Source organism: Pseudomonas putida, assembly GCF_028682455.1.
Classification (GTDB): domain Bacteria; phylum Pseudomonadota; class Gammaproteobacteria; order Pseudomonadales; family Pseudomonadaceae; genus Aquipseudomonas; species Aquipseudomonas putida_AA.
Genome location: NZ_JANHLD010000003.1, coordinates 975,596 through 994,227, shown reverse-complemented (window position 1 = coordinate 994,227; position 18,632 = coordinate 975,596). Strand labels below are relative to the sequence as shown.

At 63.5% G+C, this 18,632-nt stretch carries 14 protein-coding genes; 6 read left to right on the top strand and 8 right to left on the bottom strand.

Going from position 1 to position 18,632, the window contains the following annotated elements:
- Positions 1–36: 36 nt before the first annotated feature.
- Positions 37–1,851, bottom strand: coding sequence for a flavin monoamine oxidase family protein (locus NPS58_RS21665; protein WP_274117314.1), 1,815 nt, complete (start codon positions 1,849–1,851; stop codon positions 37–39).
- 190 nt (positions 1,852–2,041) lie between these two features.
- On the opposite strand from NPS58_RS21665, the gene NPS58_RS21660 reads away from it, so the two are divergent.
- Positions 2,042–3,448 carry an adenosylmethionine--8-amino-7-oxononanoate transaminase gene (locus NPS58_RS21660; protein WP_274117313.1) on the top strand — a complete coding sequence of 469 codons (1,407 nt, stop codon included), beginning with the start codon at positions 2,042–2,044 and terminating at the stop codon, positions 3,446–3,448.
- Positions 3,449–3,512: 64 nt separating this feature from the next.
- Positions 3,513–4,232 carry a 16S rRNA (uracil(1498)-N(3))-methyltransferase gene (locus tag NPS58_RS21655; RefSeq protein ID WP_274117312.1) on the top strand — a complete coding sequence of 240 codons (720 nt, stop codon included), beginning with the start codon at positions 3,513–3,515 and terminating at the stop codon, positions 4,230–4,232.
- On the opposite strand, the gene trhA is transcribed toward NPS58_RS21655, so the two are convergent.
- The 7 genes from trhA to pilG are packed head-to-tail and all read right to left on the bottom strand — an operon-like array spanning position 4,229 to position 14,136.
- Positions 4,229–4,846: a PAQR family membrane homeostasis protein TrhA gene (gene trhA, locus NPS58_RS21650; protein WP_274117311.1), complete on the bottom strand. Its 618-nt coding sequence runs from the start codon at positions 4,844–4,846 to the stop codon at positions 4,229–4,231. The genes NPS58_RS21655 and trhA overlap by 4 nt on opposite strands.
- A gap of 55 nt (positions 4,847–4,901) precedes the next feature.
- Positions 4,902–5,369 (bottom strand): chemotaxis protein CheW, encoded by a 468-nt coding sequence (locus NPS58_RS21645; RefSeq protein WP_274117310.1) that lies wholly within the window; start codon positions 5,367–5,369, stop codon positions 4,902–4,904.
- Complete coding sequence (locus NPS58_RS21640; RefSeq protein ID WP_274117309.1) at positions 5,362–10,668, bottom strand: Hpt domain-containing protein; 5,307 nt, start codon at positions 10,666–10,668, stop codon at positions 5,362–5,364. The genes NPS58_RS21645 and NPS58_RS21640 overlap by 8 nt, the downstream gene beginning before the upstream one ends.
- 34 nt (positions 10,669–10,702) lie before the next feature.
- Positions 10,703–12,748, bottom strand: a complete 2,046-nt coding sequence (locus NPS58_RS21635; protein ID WP_274117308.1) for a methyl-accepting chemotaxis protein — start codon at positions 12,746–12,748, stop codon at positions 10,703–10,705.
- A 15-nt stretch (positions 12,749–12,763) separates the two neighbouring features.
- Positions 12,764–13,318, bottom strand: coding sequence for a chemotaxis protein CheW (locus NPS58_RS21630; RefSeq protein WP_274117307.1), 555 nt, complete (start codon positions 13,316–13,318; stop codon positions 12,764–12,766).
- Positions 13,315–13,680, bottom strand: a complete 366-nt coding sequence (pilH, locus tag NPS58_RS21625) for a twitching motility response regulator PilH (RefSeq protein ID WP_274117306.1) — start codon at positions 13,678–13,680, stop codon at positions 13,315–13,317. Before pilH ends, NPS58_RS21630 begins: the two co-directional genes overlap by 4 nt.
- Before the next feature lie 45 nt (positions 13,681–13,725).
- A complete protein-coding gene (pilG, locus tag NPS58_RS21620) occupies positions 13,726–14,136 on the bottom strand; it encodes a twitching motility response regulator PilG (RefSeq protein ID WP_133211362.1) in 411 nt (136 codons plus the stop codon).
- Positions 14,137–14,449: 313 nt separating this feature from the next.
- On the opposite strand from pilG, the gene gshB reads away from it, so the two are divergent.
- The 4 genes from gshB (at position 14,450) to NPS58_RS21600 (ending at position 18,446) form a co-directional block, all read left to right on the top strand.
- Positions 14,450–15,403: a glutathione synthase gene (gene gshB, locus NPS58_RS21615; protein ID WP_274117305.1), complete on the top strand. Its 954-nt coding sequence runs from the start codon at positions 14,450–14,452 to the stop codon at positions 15,401–15,403.
- 109 nt (positions 15,404–15,512) lie between these two features.
- Positions 15,513–16,418: an energy transducer TonB gene (locus tag NPS58_RS21610; protein ID WP_274117304.1), complete on the top strand. Its 906-nt coding sequence runs from the start codon at positions 15,513–15,515 to the stop codon at positions 16,416–16,418.
- Between the two features lie 145 nt (positions 16,419–16,563).
- A complete protein-coding gene (locus NPS58_RS21605) occupies positions 16,564–18,066 on the top strand; it encodes a hypothetical protein (protein WP_274117303.1) in 1,503 nt (500 codons plus the stop codon).
- Positions 18,067–18,068: 2 nt separating this feature from the next.
- Positions 18,069–18,446, top strand: a complete 378-nt coding sequence (locus NPS58_RS21600) for a hypothetical protein (RefSeq protein ID WP_274117302.1) — start codon at positions 18,069–18,071, stop codon at positions 18,444–18,446.
- Positions 18,447–18,632: the final 186 nt, after the last annotated feature.

Here is an 18,632-nt window from a genome sequence, read left to right as displayed (position 1 = left end):
TAGGAGCGAACTTGCCCCGCGATAGCGATGGACGCCTTACTGTGCCTTGGCCTGGGTATTGGCCACCGGCTTCTTGACCGGGACCGGCTTGGCCGCAGTCTTTTTCGCTTGCTCAGCCTTGGCGACCGGTTTTTTCACCGGAGCAGGCTTGGCTGCAGCGGCCTTGGCCGGAGCCGCCTTGACCGGCTCCTGCTTGGCTACAGGCGCGGCCGGCGCGGCCGGTGCCACAGCGGGTGCGGCAGCAGGCTCAATCGGCTTTGCAGCAGGTTTTTCCACCGGCTTCTCGTCACCGCCGAACATACGCTTGAACAACCCTGGCTTGGTCTCTTCCTGCTTTGCAGGTTCGGCAGCCTTGGCTGGCTTGTCCGACGAGCCGCCAAACATATTGGTAAAGAAGTTGCCCTTGCTCGCCGCGGCCGCAGCGCCAGCACCGGCTGCGCCAGCCACCGTTGCCGCCTTGACCGGGTCGAAGGATTTGCCCGCTGCCAGGTCCTGGACCTGGCTGGCAGCGCGTTGGCCGCTGCGCAGAGCACCTTCCAGGGTGCCTGGGTAAAGGGCGTCGGTGTGCTCGCCGGCAAAGGCGACACGCTGCACGGGGCGCTCCCACAAGCGCCAGTACTTGCTGATCTGGCCCGGACCGTACGCCAGGTAAGCGCCCCCCATGCCGGCATCGGTGCTGTAGCGGCGCACTTCGTAGCCGCTGAAGGAGCCACGGGCCTGTGGGTAGAACGCATGCAGGCGGATCAACACCTGATCGACCATCTGCTTGTCGCCAAAGGCTTGCAACAAGCGGGCATTGTCGCCCGACAGGTTGATCACAACGTTTGCACCGCCCTTGAGTGCAGGCTCGATCCACAGCATGCCAAGGCCGGCGTTACTGAAGATCTCGCCGGACATGCGGGCACGGCTTTCCCAGACCGGGGTCTTGAACTTGAGCAGCAACTGGTCGCGCCAGCCGTAGTTGGTACCCTTGAGGGCCGCCAGGTGCTGGTTGTCCAGGCCAGGGGTCATCTGGATCTTCGACAGGGCACGCAGCGGTACTGCCAGCACGACGTAGTCGGCCTGGTAACCGACACTGCCGACCTTGACGGTGACGCCGTCCTTGTCCTGGATGATGGCACTGACCGGCGAGCTGGTCTTGATGGTCTTGAGCTGCTTGACGAAGGCCTGGGCCAGCACCGGGCTGCCGCCAGGCAGGCGCGCGGCGCGCAGGTCACGGTCGCTGACGCCGCGGTAGACGCGGGTCTGCTGGGCAAAGTACAGCAGCGAAAGGCGCGAAGGCTCGTCGTAGCGGGTGCGGATCTGCTGGTTGATCAGCTGGCGTGCAGTGGTCGGCAGTTGCAGCTTGTCCAGCCAGGTCGACACGTTCAGCTGATCGAGGGCAAACAGCGTGCTGTTGGCCGCCGGGTTCTGCGGATCGTCGATCGAGCGCGCCAGGTCATCCAGGGTCTTTTCGTAGCGCTTGAGCGCTTCGGCCGTGGCCGGTTGCTTGGTGGCAAGATCCGTGGCGGTGAAATACTCGCCGTCGATCAGGTAACCCGGCGTACGCACGAACTCCGGCGCCGGCAGCGTGGTGATCTTGAAGCTGTCCAGGTACTGATTGAGGATCGGCTGGGCCTTGCTATTGCCGATCCATTCGCTGGTGGCCAGGCCCGAGCGCCCGCCCATGCCCGACTTGGCTTCAAGCAGGGTCACCTGCCAGCCCTTACCCTGCAATTCATAAGCCGCCGTCAGGCCGGCCAGACCACCACCGACGACGATGGCCGTCGGGGTTTTGTCCTTGGCCAGCGCGGCGCCGCTGAACAGTCCTATCATTACCAGCGCACACGCGCGCAGCCAACCAGCAGACATTTTGGCGAACTCCGGATCAAAGCAGAAATTTGGGGGGAATCCCCCTGAAAGAGTAGCCGAAGGATACGCCACGCCAAGGGTCCCCGTCAGCAATGCCAGCAGCCTGATTGCATGCCACGGGTTGTTCTCGGCTGGCGCATTGCATAGGCTTGCGCCGCATGTTCGCGCCGTCGTCGCCAGGAGAATCGAAATGGGCCTCAACCAACAGTGGATGGAACGTGACCTGAAGGTCCTGTGGCACCCCTGCACCCAGATGAAAGACCACGAACAGCTGCCCCTGATCCCGATCAAGCGCGGCGAAGGCGTGTGGCTGGAAGACTTCGAAGGCAAGCGTTACCTGGACGCGGTCAGCTCCTGGTGGGTCAATGTATTCGGCCACGCCAATCCACGCATCAACCAGCGCATCAAGGATCAGGTCGATCAGCTTGAGCACGTTATCCTCGCAGGCTTCAGCCACCAGCCGGTGATCGAGCTGTCCGAGCGCCTGGTGAAGATGACGCCCGACGGGCTGGACCGGTGTTTCTACGCCGATAACGGCTCGTCTTGCATCGAAGTGGCGCTGAAAATGAGTTTTCACTACTGGCTGAACAAAGGCCAGCCAGAGAAAAAGCGCTTCGTCACCCTGAGCAACAGCTACCACGGTGAAACCATCGCCGCGATGTCGGTCGGCGATGTGCCGCTGTTCACCGAAACCTACAAGGCCTTGCTGCTCGACACTCTCAAGGTGCCAAGCCCGGACTGCTACCTGCGCCCGGAAGGCATGGGCTGGGAAGAACACTCGCGCAACATGTTCGCCGTCATGGAGCAGACCCTGGCCGAACACCATGCCACGGTGGCCGCGGTGATCGTCGAGCCGCTGATCCAGGGCGCCGGCGGCATGCGCATGTACCACCCGGTGTACCTCAAGTTGCTGCGCGAGGCCTGTGATCGTTACGGCGTGCACCTGATCCATGACGAAATCGCCGTGGGCTTCGGCCGCACCGGGACGATGTTCGCCTGTGAGCAGGCCGGCATCCGCCCCGACTTTCTCTGCCTGTCCAAGGCCCTGACCGGTGGCTACCTGCCGCTGGCTGCCTGCCTGACCACCAACGAGGTGTACAGCGCGTTCTACGACGACTACCCGACCCTGCGGGCCTTCCTCCACTCGCACAGCTACACCGGCAACCCGCTGGCGTGTGCCGCCGCCCTGGCGACCCTGGACATCTTCGAGCAAGACAACGTCATCGAGCAGAACAAGGCGTTGTCGGCACGCATGGCCACCGCAACTGCGCACCTGGTCGATCACCCCCATGTCGCCGAAGTGCGCCAGACCGGCATGGCCCTGGCCATCGAAATGGTCCAGGACAAGGCCAGCAAGACCGCCTACCCCTGGCAGGAGCGGCGCGGCCTGAAGGTCTTCGAACACGCCCTGACCCGCGGCGCCTTGCTGCGCCCGCTGGGCAGCGTGGTGTACTTCCTGCCGCCCTACGTGATCACCCCCGAGCAGATCGACTTCCTCGCCGAGGTGGCCAGTGAAGGCATCGACATCGCCACCCGCAGCAGTGTCAGCGTGGCAGTACCGGCTGACTTCCACCCGGACTTCCGCGATCCGGGCTGATTCCCACCCTTACGACCAATAGACGTAAACGCGGGGCAAGCCCGCTCCTACACAGAGTTTGCAGATGAGACTGTCCCGTTTTTTCATTGATGCCCCCCTGAGCCTCGGCGAGCACGACCTGCCGGAAGCCCAGGCCCACTATATCGGCCGTGTACTGCGCATGGCCGCAGGCGATGCCGTGCAGCTGTTCGACGGCAGCGGCCAGGAATACCGCGGCCAACTGCTCGAGGTCGGCAAGAAAACCGTACGGGTGAGCCTGCACGAAGCGTTTGCCGGGCAAGCCGACTCTGCCCTCAAGGTTCACCTGGGCCAGGGCCTTTCCCGGGGCGAGCGCATGGACTGGGCGATCCAGAAAGCCACGGAGCTGGGCGCCAACGTCATTACCCCGATTGTCAGCGAGCGCTGCGAAGTGCGGCTCAAGGACGAGCGGGCCGACAAGCGCCTGGCCCATTGGCGCCAGGTGGCAATCAGTGCCTGCGAGCAATGCGGCCGTTCCAGCGTGCCGCAGATCAACCCGCCGGTATTGCTGGCCGACTGGCTCAAGGCCTGCGACGAGCAGCTCAAGCTGGTGCTGCACCCCGTGGCCGAGCCGCTGGTCAGCCACCAGAAACCTGACAGCCTGGCGTTCCTGATCGGCCCGGAAGGCGGCCTGAGCGAAGCCGAAGTCGAGCAGGCCAAGGCCGCAGGCTTCCATGCCGCCCGCCTCGGCCCGCGAGTGCTGCGCACCGAAACCGCACCGGTGGTGGCCCTGACGGTCGCCCAACAGCTGTGGGGCGACTTCTAGAGCACGTAGAAGAACACGGCAATGAAGTGCAGCAGGCTGCCGGCGATCACGAACAGGTGCCAGATGCCATGCCAGTGGCGAAAGCGACTGTCATAGGCGAAGAAGATGATGCCGATGGTGTAGCACGCACCACCGGCGGCCAGCCAGGCAAACCCCGCCGCCCCCAGGCTCGCCAGCAGTGGCTTGACCGCCACCAGCACGATCCAGCCCATCACCGCGTAGATGATGATCGACAGCACCCGGGCTTCGGAGCGCGGCTTGATTTCCTGCAGCATGCCGATCAGCGCCAGCCCCCAGACCACGCCGAACAGGCTCCAGCCCCAGGGGCCGCGCAGGCTGACCAGGCAGAACGGCGTATAGCTGCCGGCAATCAACAAATAAATCGATAGATGGTCGAGCTTGCGCATCACCACTTTGGCCCGGCCGCGCACGCTGTGATAGACCGTGGAGATGCTGTAGAGCAGCATCAGCGTGAAGCCATAGACCGCCAGGCTGGCGATTTTCCAGGGGTCACCCTGCAGGCTCGCCACCACCAGCAGCCAGATGGCACCGATACCGGCCAGCACCGCGCCGACCAGATGCGTCCAGGCGTTGAAACGTTCACCGTGATACATGCAACAGGGTCCTCCAGACAACGGACTGACTTCCCATCCTACACAGGCAAATGTTTCAAACCAGCCCTGCGTCCTCCAGCAAGCGCTCAAGCGCCGGCAAGTCCGGCACCCTGGCAACCTGCTCGCCGACCTGCACCGCCGCCAGCTCCAGCGGCGCCAATGGTACATCGACATAGTTGAGCTGGCTGTCCAGCTTGCAGGAGCGAGGAATGCCCTGCACCAGCAGGGCGATAAAGCGTTGCCGGCTGCTGCCCAGGGCATTGAGCACGACGATTCGCGCCCGCTCGCCGACCTTCACCGAGCCGCCACACGCGGCCTCGAAACTGAGCAGCGGCAAGCGCTGGTTGCGCCAGTCGATCCAGCCGAGCATCCACGCCGGTTGTTGCTCGGCCGGGGTGCCAACCTGGTAGCCGATCAACTCGGCCACCGCCACGTTGGGCAGCACCAGGCAGCGATCACCCAGCGCCAGCAGCAGGCCGGTCAGGCTGGTGCGGCGACCGTTGCGTATCGATTGTTCAAGCATGGCGGCGACTCCACAGGGCGATACTCTGCAGCAGCACCGATTCTTGATAAGGCTTGCCCAGGTAGTCGTTGACGCCGATGGACATGGCCCGGTCGCGGTGTTTCTGCCCGGTCCGCGAGGTGATCATGATGATCGGCAGGTCCTTGAGCTCCGGGTCATGGCGAATCTGGGTGGCGACCTCGAAGCCGTCCATGCGCGGCATCTCGATATCCAGCAGAAGAATGTCGGGACGATGCTCCTGGAGCAGCGCCATGGCATCGACCCCGTCCTTGGCCGTCAGCACGTTCATGCCGTGGCGCTCCAGCAGACGCCCGGTGACCTTGCGTACCGTCACCGAGTCATCGACCACCATCACCAGCAACGGCCGCTTCGGCGCCCGCTCGATCTGCTGGCGGCGCAAGCTGGCGTTGCTTCCCGCCGTTTGCGCCTGGCGTAGCTGCAGGCCACGCAACTGACCGAGCAAGTCCAGAATCAGCACCACCCGGCCATCCCCCAGCAAGGTCGCCCCGGACAAGCCCTGGACACCGGCAAACTGCCGCCCCAGGCTCTTGACCACGATCTCGCGACTGGCGGCCAGGCTATCGACCTGGATCGCGAACTGCTGATCATGGGAATGCACCAGCAACACCGGCAGCGGCAGGCTTTGCCCGAGCAGGCGCGGTTGCCCCGCCCCTTGCAGCAGCTCACCCAGGTAATGCAGCGCGTAGCGATGCCCGGCGTATTCGTAATGGGGTGATTCGAGCCGGTAGCAGGTTTCGAGCTCCGCAGGCGGCACCCGTACGATGCCTTCGATGGTGTTGAGCGGCACGGCGTATTGTTCGTCACCAAACTGCACCATCAATGCCCGGTTGACCGAGACGGTAAACGGCAGGCGAATCAAAAAGCGCGCACCCTTGCCCGGATTGGATTCGATCACCATCGAACCGCCCAGTTGCTTGACCTCTTCATGGACCACGTCCATGCCCAGCCCGCGTCCGGAAATCTGGGTGATTTTCTCGGCCGTGGAGAAACCCGGCTGAAGAATGAACTGCATGATCTCGTGATCGCTGAGCACGGCGTCAGGGTCGAGCAGGCCGCGCTTGATCGCCTTGCGTCGCACCGCGTCCAGCGGCACCCCGGCGCCGTCGTCGGTCATTTCGATGACGATGTCGGCACCCTCGTGCAGCAGGTTGAGCGAAATCAACCCCTGCTCCGGCTTGCCGGCCGCCAGGCGTACATCGCGCGCCTCCAGGCCATGGTCGACGGCGTTGCGCAACATGTGCTCGAGCGGCGCCACCATGCGTTCCAGCACGCTACGATCCATCTCGCCCTCGGCATTGCCCACTACCAGCTCAACCTGCTTGCCCAGTTCGCTGGCCACCTGCCGTACCACTCGCTGCAAGCGAGGCACCAAGCGCTCGAACGGCACCATGCGCGTACGCATCAAGCCCTCTTGCAACTCGCTGTTCACCCGCGCCTGTTGCTGCAACAGGCTGTGGGCATCCTGGGCCCGTATGGACAGGGTTTCCTTGAGGTCGAGCAGGTCGGAGGCCGACTCGAACAACGCCCGGGACAGTTGCTGCAACTGCGAGTGGCGGTCCATTTCCAGCGGGTCGAAATCGTCGTAGGCATGGCTGTCGCCGTCCGCCTGCTGGCGGCTGAGAATCCGCCCCTGGGTTTCGGTGTCCAGACGCCGCAACTGGTCGCGCATGCGCTCCAGGGTGGTTTCCATCTCGCTCAATGCCACCTGGGCATCATTGACCTGCTGCTCGATGCGCCCACGGATGATCGAATGCTCACCGGCAAGGTTGCCCAGGTCATCGAGCAGCTCCGAGGCTACCTTGACCATGTCCACCGGCCCGCGCTCAGGTGCAGCCACCGGTAACTCCGCGGGTGCCGCATCCGGGTTGGAATGCTGGGCGGCGGTATCGGCCAGGGCGGCGCTGCTGAAATTGCGGATGTAGTCGATCAGGGCCGTGGCGGCATGCAGCGGCTGGTGCAGGCGTACGGCATCGAGCATGTGGGCCAGGCGGTCATGGCAGTTCTGCAGCAGGCTGAACAGCGCTGCACTGGGCTGCAACTGGCCGGCGGCCAGCAGTTCATAGAGAAACTCCAGCTCATGGGCCAGGTCGCCTATAGGTGCAATCTCGACCATGCGCGCACCGCCCTTGAGGGTATGCAGGTCACGCAACAGGTTCTCCACCTCGACGCCATTGCGCGGTTCGGCCTGCCAGCGCAGCAAGGCTGCGCCAGAGCTCTCGACGATATCGAAACTCTCTTCGAGGAAGATCTCCAACAATTCCTTGTCGCCCGCCTCCTGGGCCGGGTCGGCAGGTTTGTCCGCAATCACCGCCGGTGGCGCCTCGTGACGAAACTCACGGAGCGCCGCCAGCAACTCCACAGCCGATGCCGGCGCCTGCCCTTGCTGCAGCGAGGCAAGCACCTGGGCCAGTTGCGCGTGGCTGCGCTTGAGTAAATCGCCAAGCTCGGGAGTCAGGCTGAAACGACGATCGACCAGGCCCTCGTAAAGCAGCTCCAGCTCCCGGGCCAGGACTTCGACGCTGCCGATGGCGGCCATCTGTGCGCCGACCTTGAGAGTCTGCAGATCGCGCTGCAATGTCGACAGGGCCGATGCATGGTCCGGCTCGGCAAGGCCACGGGCCAACGCCTGGTCAGCGCTTTCCAGCACATCGCAGGCTTCCTCGAGAAACAGCTCGACCATGGCAGGCTCCGCGTCCAGGGCTGCCGTGGCAGCGCCAAGCTCGGCGATTTGCGCCTGGCCATTGCGGGTGCTGATCAGTCCCGTGGCATCGGGTGCCAACGCGTCGTCAAGCAGCTCCCGCAGGGCCTTCAGGCGCTCCGGCCTCGGGTCCACCTCCTGACCTGCGGCGATCTGGTCGAGCATGTCGATCAGCGCCTCGTGGGCGTGCTGCGCCTCTTCGAAGAAACGCTCACTGACCACCAGGCTGCTTTCCTCGACCGCGCCGTACAGGTCAAGCAACGCTTCGCACAGGTCATCCACCGGCCACAGGTCGGCGAGGTGGGCACTCTGGCCCAGGGTGGTCAGTTCTTCGAGCAGTGCGGTGAGCTCCTGCCGTTCGCCAGGGTGCTCCTGCCAACGCAGCAGCAACGACTCGGCATCGAGCAGGATGTCCATGCCCTGGGCCAGGAAGCTGGCGATCAGCTGCGGGTCGCGCTTGATCCGCACACTATGGCTCGGCGCCTGCAGCAGTGCCTGCAAGCGTGCCTCGACCACCTGGTGAATTTCCTCGATCAACGTCGATGCGCCGGCAATCGGCGCCAGCGGTGCGCGGTTCAGTTGCTCGAGCCCGCGTCGCAACAGCGGCTCGGCGCTTTCCAGCAGGTAGATTTCCTCGAGATCGAACGCCAGCTGATGAGCCTTGAACTCCCGCGCCAGCAGATCGAGGGCACCGGCCAGTTCCGCGATAGGCGCGACACCGGCCATCGCGGCGCTGCCTTTGAGGGTATGCAGGGCGCGTTGCAATGCGTCGCTGACCGGCTGCGGCAACTGCTGTTCGGCACGCTCGAGAAAACTGTCGAGGCTCGCCAGGTGCCCCTCGGCCTCGTTGCGGAAGATCTCCAGCAACTGAGGGTCGATGGACTCGTCGGTATCTGCCTGGGGTGGAGCGTCATTCATCGCCAGCGCATGCAGGCGCAACGCCAGTTGCTCGATGTCTTTGCCGGCCTGCGACTGGCCATTGGCAAAGGCCGCCATCAGGCCGGGAATCAGATCCAGTGCTTGTTGCAAGCCGGCCAGGGGCGCCGCGCCAATCTCCACGCGGCCTTCCAGCACCCGATTGAGAAAATGCTCGGCGGCCCAGGCCAGCTCGGCCAGCCCCTGCGCCCGTACCATGCGGCCACTGCCCTTGAGAGTGTGCAGGCCGCGGCGCAGCTCTACCAGTGCATCGCGGTCCGTCGGGTTGGCCTGCCAACGGGCCCATTGCACATTGAGTTGCGGTAGAAGCTCGGCGGCTTCCTCCAGGAACACCTCGCGCAATTCATCATCGACCACCGGCTCTTCGACATCCGGCACGTAGACTTCAACTGCCGGCACAGGCTCGGGTGCATAGCCCAACGCTGCGAGGCTCGCCTGGGCGGCCTCGAGGAAATTCCAGGGGTTGGCCTGCGGATCGGCAATCAGCCATTGCAGATAACACTCACAGGCACTCAGGGCGTCGGCCAGATGCGCCAGGGCCGTGGCGTCCGGTGGTGTGGCGCCCAGCAGGTTGGCCTGGGCGTAGTCACCACAGCGTCCTATCAAGGCCGCCGGTCGCGGCAGCATCAGCATGGCCAGGGCGCCCCGCACTTGCTGCAGCAAGCCGGGCAACGGCGGCATGCGATGGGGTTGCCAGCCGGCCTCCAGCGAATCGCCGATCTGGTCCTTGACCTGTTGCAGCACTGCGTTGGCCTCTTCCAGCACCAACTGACGAATTTCGGCGAGGTCCGTGCCCGGCAGCGAACTCTGGCTGGGATGATGTTCCAACGGGCCGACCATGCCGGCCAGCGTCGCCTCGACATACAGCAGCGCCCCGGCGACGTCCATCAACACGGCGTCGTCCGGGGCGCGCTGGCCCTGGGCCAGGCTCTGCAGTGCCAGCACCTGATCAATAATTACCCGCCGAGGCTGGCCAAACCCCAGCACAGCCAATGTGTCGGCGATCTGTCGCAACGGAGACAGCAAGGGCTGAAGGTCATCCAGACGTTGGCGATCGCTGCGCACGAACAAGTCCAGGCGCTCCTTGACCCGCATAAGGTCTTCACACAGCGCAGCCACCACCGAGCGCAAGGCATCGCGGTCGGAGCCTGCGTGCAGACGCTCGCGCAATGCGCTCAGGGACGAATCGAGGTTGGCCAGCTCTTCGGCCGGCGCCGGCGCCGTCGACAGCAGGCTGCCCTGTCCCAGGGGCTCGACCCCACGCTCGGCACGCAACTGGTTGAGCACCGGCAGCACCACCAACGGCAGGTCGCGACGGGCACTGCGCAGCCGATCCAGGTACAGCGGCAATTGTTCCAGGCCGCGAAACAGCGCACCCAGGGCCTCGCCACGCTGGCTGACGTGCTTATCCTGCAGCGCCCGCCCGAGGTGCTCCAGCTCTTCGGCCAGCAGGGCGGCGCCACTGAGTTCGAGCATCACCAGGCAACCACGCACCTGGTGCAGATTGTCGATAAAACCGGCCAGGGCGTCTGCGTCGCCAGCCTCGGCGGAAAACTGCTCCAGTGCCAGGCGCGCCTGGGCCAGGCAGTCACCGATGGCGCCCTTGACCCAGACGAGGGCTACCGTGTCGTGCAGCTCAGCCATATCTGCTCCCGTTGCCATGCTCACTGGCGCGCGCTCAACGTGGCGGCGTCGGTGGCAGCGTGAAGCCGGACACCGAGCGGCGCATTTCGCTGGCCATGCGAGCCAGGTCGCCAATGCTTTCGGCGGTCGCGCTGGAGCCTGCCGACGTCTGTGAGGTGATCTGCTGGATGACTGCCATCGTATGCGAGATCTGCCCGGCCGATGAGGTCTGCAGCTGGGCGGCATCGGAGATGCTGTGGATCAGCTCGGCCAGGGTCTGCGAAACCCCTTCGATCTCCGCCAGGGCCACGCCGGCATCCTGTGCCAGGCGCGCACCCCGCACCACTTCGGCCGTGGTTTGCTCCATGGAGATCACCGCCTCGTTGGTGTCGGCCTGGATGGTGCGCACCAGCGCCTCGATCTGGCGGGTAGCCGACGATGAACGTTCGGCCAGGCGCTGCACTTCGTCGGCGACCACGGCAAAGCCGCGGCCTGCCTCGCCGGCCAAGGAAGCCTGGATCGCCGCGTTGAGGGCCAGGATGTTAGTCTGGTCGGCAATGTCGTCGATCAGGCTGACGATATCGCCGATCTCCTGCGACGACTCGCCCAGGCGCTTGATCCGCTTGGCCGTGTCCTGGATCTGCTCGCGAATATTGTCCATGCCGTGGATGGTGTTGTGCACCACCTCGTTGCCCTTGTTGGCGATGGCCACCGAACGCTCGGCCACCTTGGCCGACTCATAGGCATGGGTAGATACCCGGTCGATGGACTCGGCCATGTCGCCCACCGCCACCGATGCCTCGCTGATCTGCTCGGCCTGGTGCTCCGAGGCCTTGGCCAGTTGGTGCGCGGTGTTCTGGGTGTCCTGCACGGCAGCGGCCACTTCCTCGGCGCTGAGGTTGATGGTCGCGACCAGGTCGCGCAGTTGGTCGATGGAATAGTTGATCGAGTCGGCGATGGCCCCGGTGAAGTCTTCGGTCACCGACACCGTCACGGTCAGGTCGCCATCGGCCAAGTCTTCGATTTCATCGAGCAGGCGCATGATGGCCTGCTGGTTGCGTTCGTTCTTTTCCGCCGTTTCGCGCAATTGCCGGTGGGTTTCGCGAACCATCACCAGGCCGATCAGGATGATCGAGGCCAGCGCCAGCAAGCCCAGCACATAGCCGCCGACCGTATCGAGGGTGCGCCCGCTGGCAAGATTCTCGAAACCGTTGGCCAGGCGCGACGCTTCATCGAGCAGGGTCTGCGACTGGTTGAAGATACTACCGGCCGCCTCGCGGACCCGGAACAACTCCGGCGAGGTTTCCAGGATTTCGTCCACGGAGCCGGCGACGAACTGGAACAGCTCGGCAATTTCAGCCAGCCGCGCCCGGGCGTCAGGGTCCTGGACACGGGTGATCTGCAGCGTCGGGTTGCCGCCGAGCATGCCGTCGAGCACCTGGCCGAAACGACTGGCATCGCGACCGAAGGCGTCGGCCGCCTGCACGGCGGTGTCATCCCCGGCCAGTACCGTGTTGACCGAGCCCAGAATACGCTCGGCAAGCAGCGACTGGCGCTGGGCCACCGCCACCTGGCTGGCGGGCGCCCCGCTCTGCAGCAGGATCTCCACCACCTTTTCGTACTCGACCTGCAGTTGCGGCACGGTCTCGGCCAGGGTCGCGGCAACCTGGTGCAACGACAGCACGGTCTGCTCGCTGGCCAGGATGGTATCGGTGTTCTTGCGCAGGCCTTCCCAGTCGCGCAGCACCGCGTCCATTTCGTTGCGCACCGCAGGCGGCGCGGCCGGCAGCCCGGTGGCAGCATCGCCTTTTTTCAAGTAGCCCCAGCGCTGCTCGAAATCGTTGCGCGCCTCGCTCAGCAGCCGGAACGCTCGGGACTTGCCGGCCGCGGCCTCGGTGGCGTTCTTGGCGATACGCTGGGACAGCACCCGCAGCTCACCGGCATGGCCGATGTACTGCTTGTCGTAGTTGGCCTGGGTGTTGAGGTAGGCAAAGTTGGCGAACAACAGGACGATCGACAGGATCAAAACGACGAACAGCGCCGCGATCCGGGCGCTGCTGCGCGAGCCTTGGGTCGAAGTAGCCGACTTGGTAGTGGTCACGAATCTGGCATTCCTTTACAACGCCACGTCGAGAAAACCCGGCGCCTGGGCCAAGGCCAACGGACTGAAAATGGCCCAGCACCGCTGGCGCTGGAAATGACCTTGCACGAACGGCGCCGCGCCACTGAGCAACGGGGACGGTGGCGACAGCTCCAGGCTGTGCAGGGGAAAGTGCTGCAGCCCCAGCACTTCATCGACCAGCAGCCCTGCAAACAGCTCTTCATGATCGAGCACCAGCACCCGGCGCTGCTTGCGCGGTGCCGACAGGCCCAGGCCAAAAAAGCCGCACAGGTCCATCACCGGCAGCAGGCGACCACGCAGGTTGGCCACCCCACTCACCCAGGGCTTGACCCCGGGGATGCGGCTCACATGGGGCTCGTGCAGCACCTCGGCCACCTCGCCCATCGGCGCGACGAACCATTGCTCGGCAATACGAAAGCCGATACCGCTCCAGCTTTGCAGACGGGTTTCCTGCAACGGCAGGTCGGCCGCCAGCAGCCGGCAACGCCGGTCGATATCCAGCAGCAGCTCGAAGGCCGTCAGCGACTCGCCCATGGGCTGCGTGGTCAACCTTTGAGTACGTCGTTGAGCTTCTGGATCAGGGTGTCCTCATCCACAGGCTTGGTCAGGTAGTCCTTGGCGCCCTGGCGCGTGCCCCAGACCTTGTCGGTTTCCTGATCCTTGGTGGTGACGATGATCACCGGGATGTGCGCGGTCTGCGCATCCTTGCTCAACTGCCGGGTGGCCTGGAACCCGTTCATGCCGGGCATGACGATATCCATCAGCACCGCATCGGGCTTTTCCTGCCGGGCAAGGGCCACGCCGTCGGCGCCGTTTTCGGCCTTGAGCACCTGATGCCCGTGTTTTTCAAGCATTCCGGTGAGCTTGTACATTTCAGTCGGCGAATCGTCGACGATCAGAACTCGAGCCATGCTGTTCCCCATCAAAGGAATGGACGCCGCTGCCGGGGCGCGACGTCAGGGTGCGTGTTGTTCTTCTGCGGCGAACCCGGGCACATGCGCGCGGATTGCATCCAGCAGTTCTTCCTTGCTGAAAGGCTTGGTCAAAAATTGATCGGACCCGACCACGCGGCCCCTGGCCTTGTCGAACAGGCCATCGCGGGACGACAGCAGAATCACCGGCGTGTCCTTGAAGACGCTGTTGTGTTTGATCAGGGCGCAGGTCTGGTAGCCGTCCAGGCGTGGCATCAGCACGTCGACGAAAATGATCTGCGGATGCTGGTCGACTATCTTGGCCAGGGCGTCGAACCCGTCGGTGGCCGTGATGACCTCGCACCCTGCTTCGCTGAGCAACATTTGGGCGGTGCGGCGAATCGTCTTCGAATCATCGATCACCATCACCTTCAGTGCCGCGCCGGGCTGTTCCATAATTGCTCTACCATCGCTGCTCGCTGTAAGCGGCAAGCTTCAAGTTTCTAGCGGCAAGAAAAGCTGGCGTACGTGGCGTGCTTTTACTTGTGGCCCATGGCTTGTGGCTTGCAGCCGTAGACGGCCGTGCAGGCCACGTGCCAGGCATTTTTAGCACACTCTGTGGGTGCATTCCATCGGCCCGCACCGCGGCCTGCCGCAGCGCCGCCCGGGATGCGTTTTTCCCTTGACCGCCAGGCCGGCGAGCGCCACCCTGACGCCACTTTTCATTTGAGCCAACGCGGCACCTCCGCCGCTTTAGAGGATATAGCCCATGAGCGTTCGCCTCGGGATTGTCATGGACCCCATTGCGCGCATTTCCTATAAGAAGGACAGCTCGCTGGCCATGCTGCTTGCCGCCCAGGAGCGCGGCTGGTCACTGTTCTACATGGAGCAGAAAGACCTCTACCAGGGCGAAGGCGCTGCCCGCGCGCGGATGCGTCCACTGAAGGTATTCGCCGATCCCGAGCACTGGTTCGAGCTTGCGGACGAACAGGACAGCGCCCTGAGCGAGCTGGACGTGATCCTGATGCGCAAGGATCCCCCCTTCGACATGGAGTTTGTCTACAGCACCTACCTGCTGGAGCAGGCCGAGGCCGCCGGGGTGCTGGTGGTGAACCGCCCGCAGAGCCTGCGCGACTGCAACGAGAAGCTGTTTGCCACCCTGTTCCCGCAATGCACACCGCCCACCCTGGTCAGCCGCCGCGCCGATATCCTGCGCGAGTTTGCCGCCCAGCACGGCGACGTCATCCTCAAGCCGCTGGACGGCATGGGCGGCGCCTCGATCTTCCGTCATCGCCCAGGCGACCCGAACCTGTCGGTGATCCTCGAAACCCTCACCCTCCACGGCACCCAGCAGATCATGGCGCAAGCCTACTTGCCGGCCATCAAGGACGGCGACAAGCGCATCCTGATGATCGACGGCGAGCCTGTGCCCTACTGCCTGGCGCGCATCCCGGCCAGTGGCGAGACCCGTGGCAACCTGGCCGCCGGCGGCCGTGGCGAAGCCCGTCCGCTGACCGACCGGGACCGCTGGATCGCCGAACAGATCGGCCCGACCCTGCGCGAGAAAGGCCTGCTGTTCGTCGGCCTCGACGTGATCGGCGAGCACCTGACCGAAATCAACGTCACCAGCCCGACCTGCATTCGCGAAATCGACAATGCCTTTGGCACCCGCATCGGCGTGCAACTGATGGACGCCATTGATCGCAAGCTCAAGGCGCGCTGACCGCCGACGCGAAGCAACCGCGCAGAGTGGGGTATCATGCCGGTCGATTTTGACCTGAAGCGCCTCGCTCTGCCGGTTCTCCCCCGGCCTTGCGGCTGCTGGATACCCGATGACGCTGCCTGCTGACATCCCTGCCGAATTCACCCCGCCCCGCGTTCGCCCGGCGGACCGGCTCGGTTTTACCCTGTTCCTGGCCGCGCTGGTGCACCTGGCGCTGATCCTTGGCCTGGGCTTTTCCTTTGCCAAGCCTGAAGAAATCCGCCGGACCATGGAAATAACCCTGGCCACCTTCAAAAGCGAAAAAGCGCCCGAGAAGGCTGACTATCTGGCCCAGGACAACCAGCAAGGCAGCGGCACCCTCGAGAAGAAAGCGGTGCCCAAAACCACCGAGATTGCGCCCTTCCAGGACAGCAAGATCAATAAGGTGACGCCACCCCCGGCGGCCAAGCCTGAAGTGCAACCGCAACCTGCCCCACCCAAGGCTGTGGTTACGACCCAGGCACCCAAACCGCAAAAAGTCGAAACCCGGCCCAAAGAGGTCAAGCCGCAGCCCAAACCCAAGGCCGTCACTCCTGATTTCGACAGCTCGCAGCTCTCCAGCCAGATCGCCAGCCTTGAAGCCGAGCTTTCCCAGGAACAGCAGCTGTACGCCAAGCGCCCGCGCATCCACCGCCTCAATGCCGCCTCGACCATGCGCGACAAGGGGGCCTGGTACAAGGACGAATGGCGCAAGAAGGTCGAGCGCATCGGCAACCTGAACTACCCCGACGAGGCCCGTCGGCAGCAGATCTACGGCAGCCTGCGGCTGATGGTCTCGATCAACCGCGACGGCTCGCTGTATGAAGTGTTGGTGCTGGAGTCATCCGGCCAGCCCCTGCTGGACCAGGCCGCCCAGCGCATCGTGCGGCTGGCGGCCCCCTTTGCACCGTTCACGGGTGACCTGGCCGATATCGACCGCCTGGAAATCATCCGCACCTGGCGCTTCGCCCGCGGCGACCGCCTGTCGAGCAACTGATACCGGACTTGCCCTGCGCTGACAGATCGCTATCGCGGGGCAAGCCCGCTTCTACCGGGCAACTTTCGGAAACCCCCTACAGTCATGCAGGACAGAAGTATGCATAGTCCGCCATACCGCCTGGTCTATTCAGGGAGATACTCGTATGGCGAACCCACCTGGCACACGCAGCACCTTCACGGCTTCAGCAACAAGCCATTACGACATCTGGTATGTCCAAAGCGCCGGTAACAGGCTGATTGGGCAAGGGTGCACGGTCAGCGCCCGGCACATTCATGACGGCATGCAGCGTATGGAGTTCCATCGGCAGGTGGCCTATTTCGTGAAGCGTATTGTCGATCAGGTAGCACTCGGCATTAAATCGCCTGAACAAGGCATAGAATTTTTTTCGCGCGAAGCGCACTACCTGGTGAAGCAGTCGTTCGACCTTTCGCTCCAGGACCGCAGAAACGCACCCTCCCCTTATGGTCCGCAAGTATCGCTGCCGCGTTCGGAATCCGAGCCAGACCCTGAGCGCTTGGTGCGCTTCGTCCGTTCCCTGAACCCCAAGTCGCCCCCCAGTGTGCAGCTCACGACAGTGGCTGAGCCTGCGCAGCCAGCCGTTGACCGCTTGGGATTTTCCTCCAGTGAGCGATTGCCGAAGCCCATTCAACTACACGAACCAGGGTTTTATGTGGTGCTCAAAAGCACAACGGCAGACAAGCTGGAGGCTGCGTTGTTTACTTCCCCCAGCCGCGCCGTTATCGCCAAGTTCCGTGCGCTCAATCCCAATCTGGACCAGATCAAAGCCGGCCAGATGATCGTGCTCAGTGATCCCGACAACCGGCAATGCACCCGTGAAGAAGCCATCCTGATGGCGGCCGCGCAACAAGTGAATGCTGCGCTTGAGGATCTGACGCCAGATGATGCCGACTTCATGGCCCGTCATCATGACGAAATCCAATCGTTTCTGACCCAAGGTGCCGGAGCCATTGGCATCGGTGAAGTGGTGTTCGCCAATCATCTGGATAACTTGAAAAGCACCCTGGCGCAGATCGAGACGCTGCACCAGCGCACCTTCCAACAACACGGCCATTTGCGAACGCCCGAGTTTTTTGCCCAGCGCGCACGCTTGTGGTCGCAGCTTGACGACAGCCTGGGGCCGCTACTGCGCAAGGGCGTGGGCATCCCCGATCACCCAAAACTGAAAAGTGCCCTGGGCATCTCCAGTCGCAGCCTGGTTCATCGCTGGAGTAAAGCGGGAGGGCCTGGACGTATCCCGGGCTGTGCGACCCATATCGACGGCGTGGCCAGGGCCAGTAAATACATCAGGGCTGGGGGCTGGGTTGGCGTTGGGCTGGGCGCTTCGGCGTCGGCGCTGAAGGTCCAGGAAACGTGCCGGGTGGGGCGTGAAGAGCAGTGTCGGGAGGTCAAATATACCGAAAGTGGAAAGTTTGCTGGCGGGCTGGTAGGTGGGGTCGTGGGCGGCGCATTGGTTTCAGGCAAAGCAGCCATTGGGATGTGTGCAGCCATTGGTGCTGGAAGTGTGGGTGTGGGACTGCTTGTTTGTGGTTTAGTGGTTGTGGCAGGCGCTTCAACAGTGGGTGGCAAGCTGGGCACGCTGGGTGGCGAAAACTTAGGCGAGAACATTTATGAACTGAGTAATTGATAATGCTCAACTATTACTCCTTGAGCTGGCTGATTGTTTTCATTCTGATATTAATGTCGTTAGGCTTCGCGCTTTACATTGCCTATACAAAAATGGATGAAATGCTGACGTACCTTTCGAACTGTCGCGCCATTCAGATTCGCAAAACATATTTGGGGCGCGACCCCTTTAGTCGCATGTTAATGCTGGGAGCCATTTCCGCTGTATTGATGGCGCCGCATCTATTCCTGAGGGACGGAGGCGCGGACCAGACGGATATAGACAATTTCCCGAAAAGCTTAAAAAAGGTGGTCGTCCTCCAACGCCGTTTTATAAATATCTCCGGGACTTCGATGATTGCAGCTTGGGCCATCGGAGAGTACATGGGGTGGTTGAAATAGCCCTGTCAGTGTGAATTCAGACCCGCCATTCGGCGGGTGTATGGTTTGCTGCTGGAGATGACCGAGCACTGGCCGATATCGACCGCCTGGAAATCATCCGCACGGTGCTTCGCGCGGCCCATATCGACGGCGTGGCCAGGGCCAGTAAATACATCCGGGCTGGCAGGTGGGGTCGTGGGCGGCGCA

Bases quoted from the DNA above. Each gene is read 5' to 3' on its own strand.
- NPS58_RS21660 (WP_274117313.1), top strand. From the start codon at position 2,042: ATGGGCCTCAACCAACAGTGGATGGAACGTGACCTGAAGGTCCTGTGG.
- NPS58_RS21645 (WP_274117310.1), bottom strand. From the start codon at position 5,369: ATGCTTGAACAATCGATACGCAACGGTCGCCGCACCAGCCTGACCGGC.
- pilH (WP_274117306.1), bottom strand. From the start codon at position 13,680: ATGGCTCGAGTTCTGATCGTCGACGATTCGCCGACTGAAATGTACAAG.
- NPS58_RS21610 (WP_274117304.1), top strand. From the start codon at position 15,513: ATGACGCTGCCTGCTGACATCCCTGCCGAATTCACCCCGCCCCGCGTT.
- gshB (WP_274117305.1), top strand. From the start codon at position 14,450: ATGAGCGTTCGCCTCGGGATTGTCATGGACCCCATTGCGCGCATTTCC.
- trhA (WP_274117311.1), bottom strand. From the start codon at position 4,846: ATGTATCACGGTGAACGTTTCAACGCCTGGACGCATCTGGTCGGCGCG.
- NPS58_RS21665 (WP_274117314.1), bottom strand. From the start codon at position 1,851: ATGTCTGCTGGTTGGCTGCGCGCGTGTGCGCTGGTAATGATAGGACTG.
- NPS58_RS21640 (WP_274117309.1), bottom strand. From the start codon at position 10,668: ATGGCTGAGCTGCACGACACGGTAGCCCTCGTCTGGGTCAAGGGCGCC.
- NPS58_RS21600 (WP_274117302.1), top strand. From the start codon at position 18,069: ATGCTCAACTATTACTCCTTGAGCTGGCTGATTGTTTTCATTCTGATA.
- NPS58_RS21605 (WP_274117303.1), top strand. From the start codon at position 16,564: ATGGCGAACCCACCTGGCACACGCAGCACCTTCACGGCTTCAGCAACA.
- NPS58_RS21655 (WP_274117312.1), top strand. From the start codon at position 3,513: ATGAGACTGTCCCGTTTTTTCATTGATGCCCCCCTGAGCCTCGGCGAG.
- pilG (WP_133211362.1), bottom strand. From the start codon at position 14,136: ATGGAACAGCCCGGCGCGGCACTGAAGGTGATGGTGATCGATGATTCG.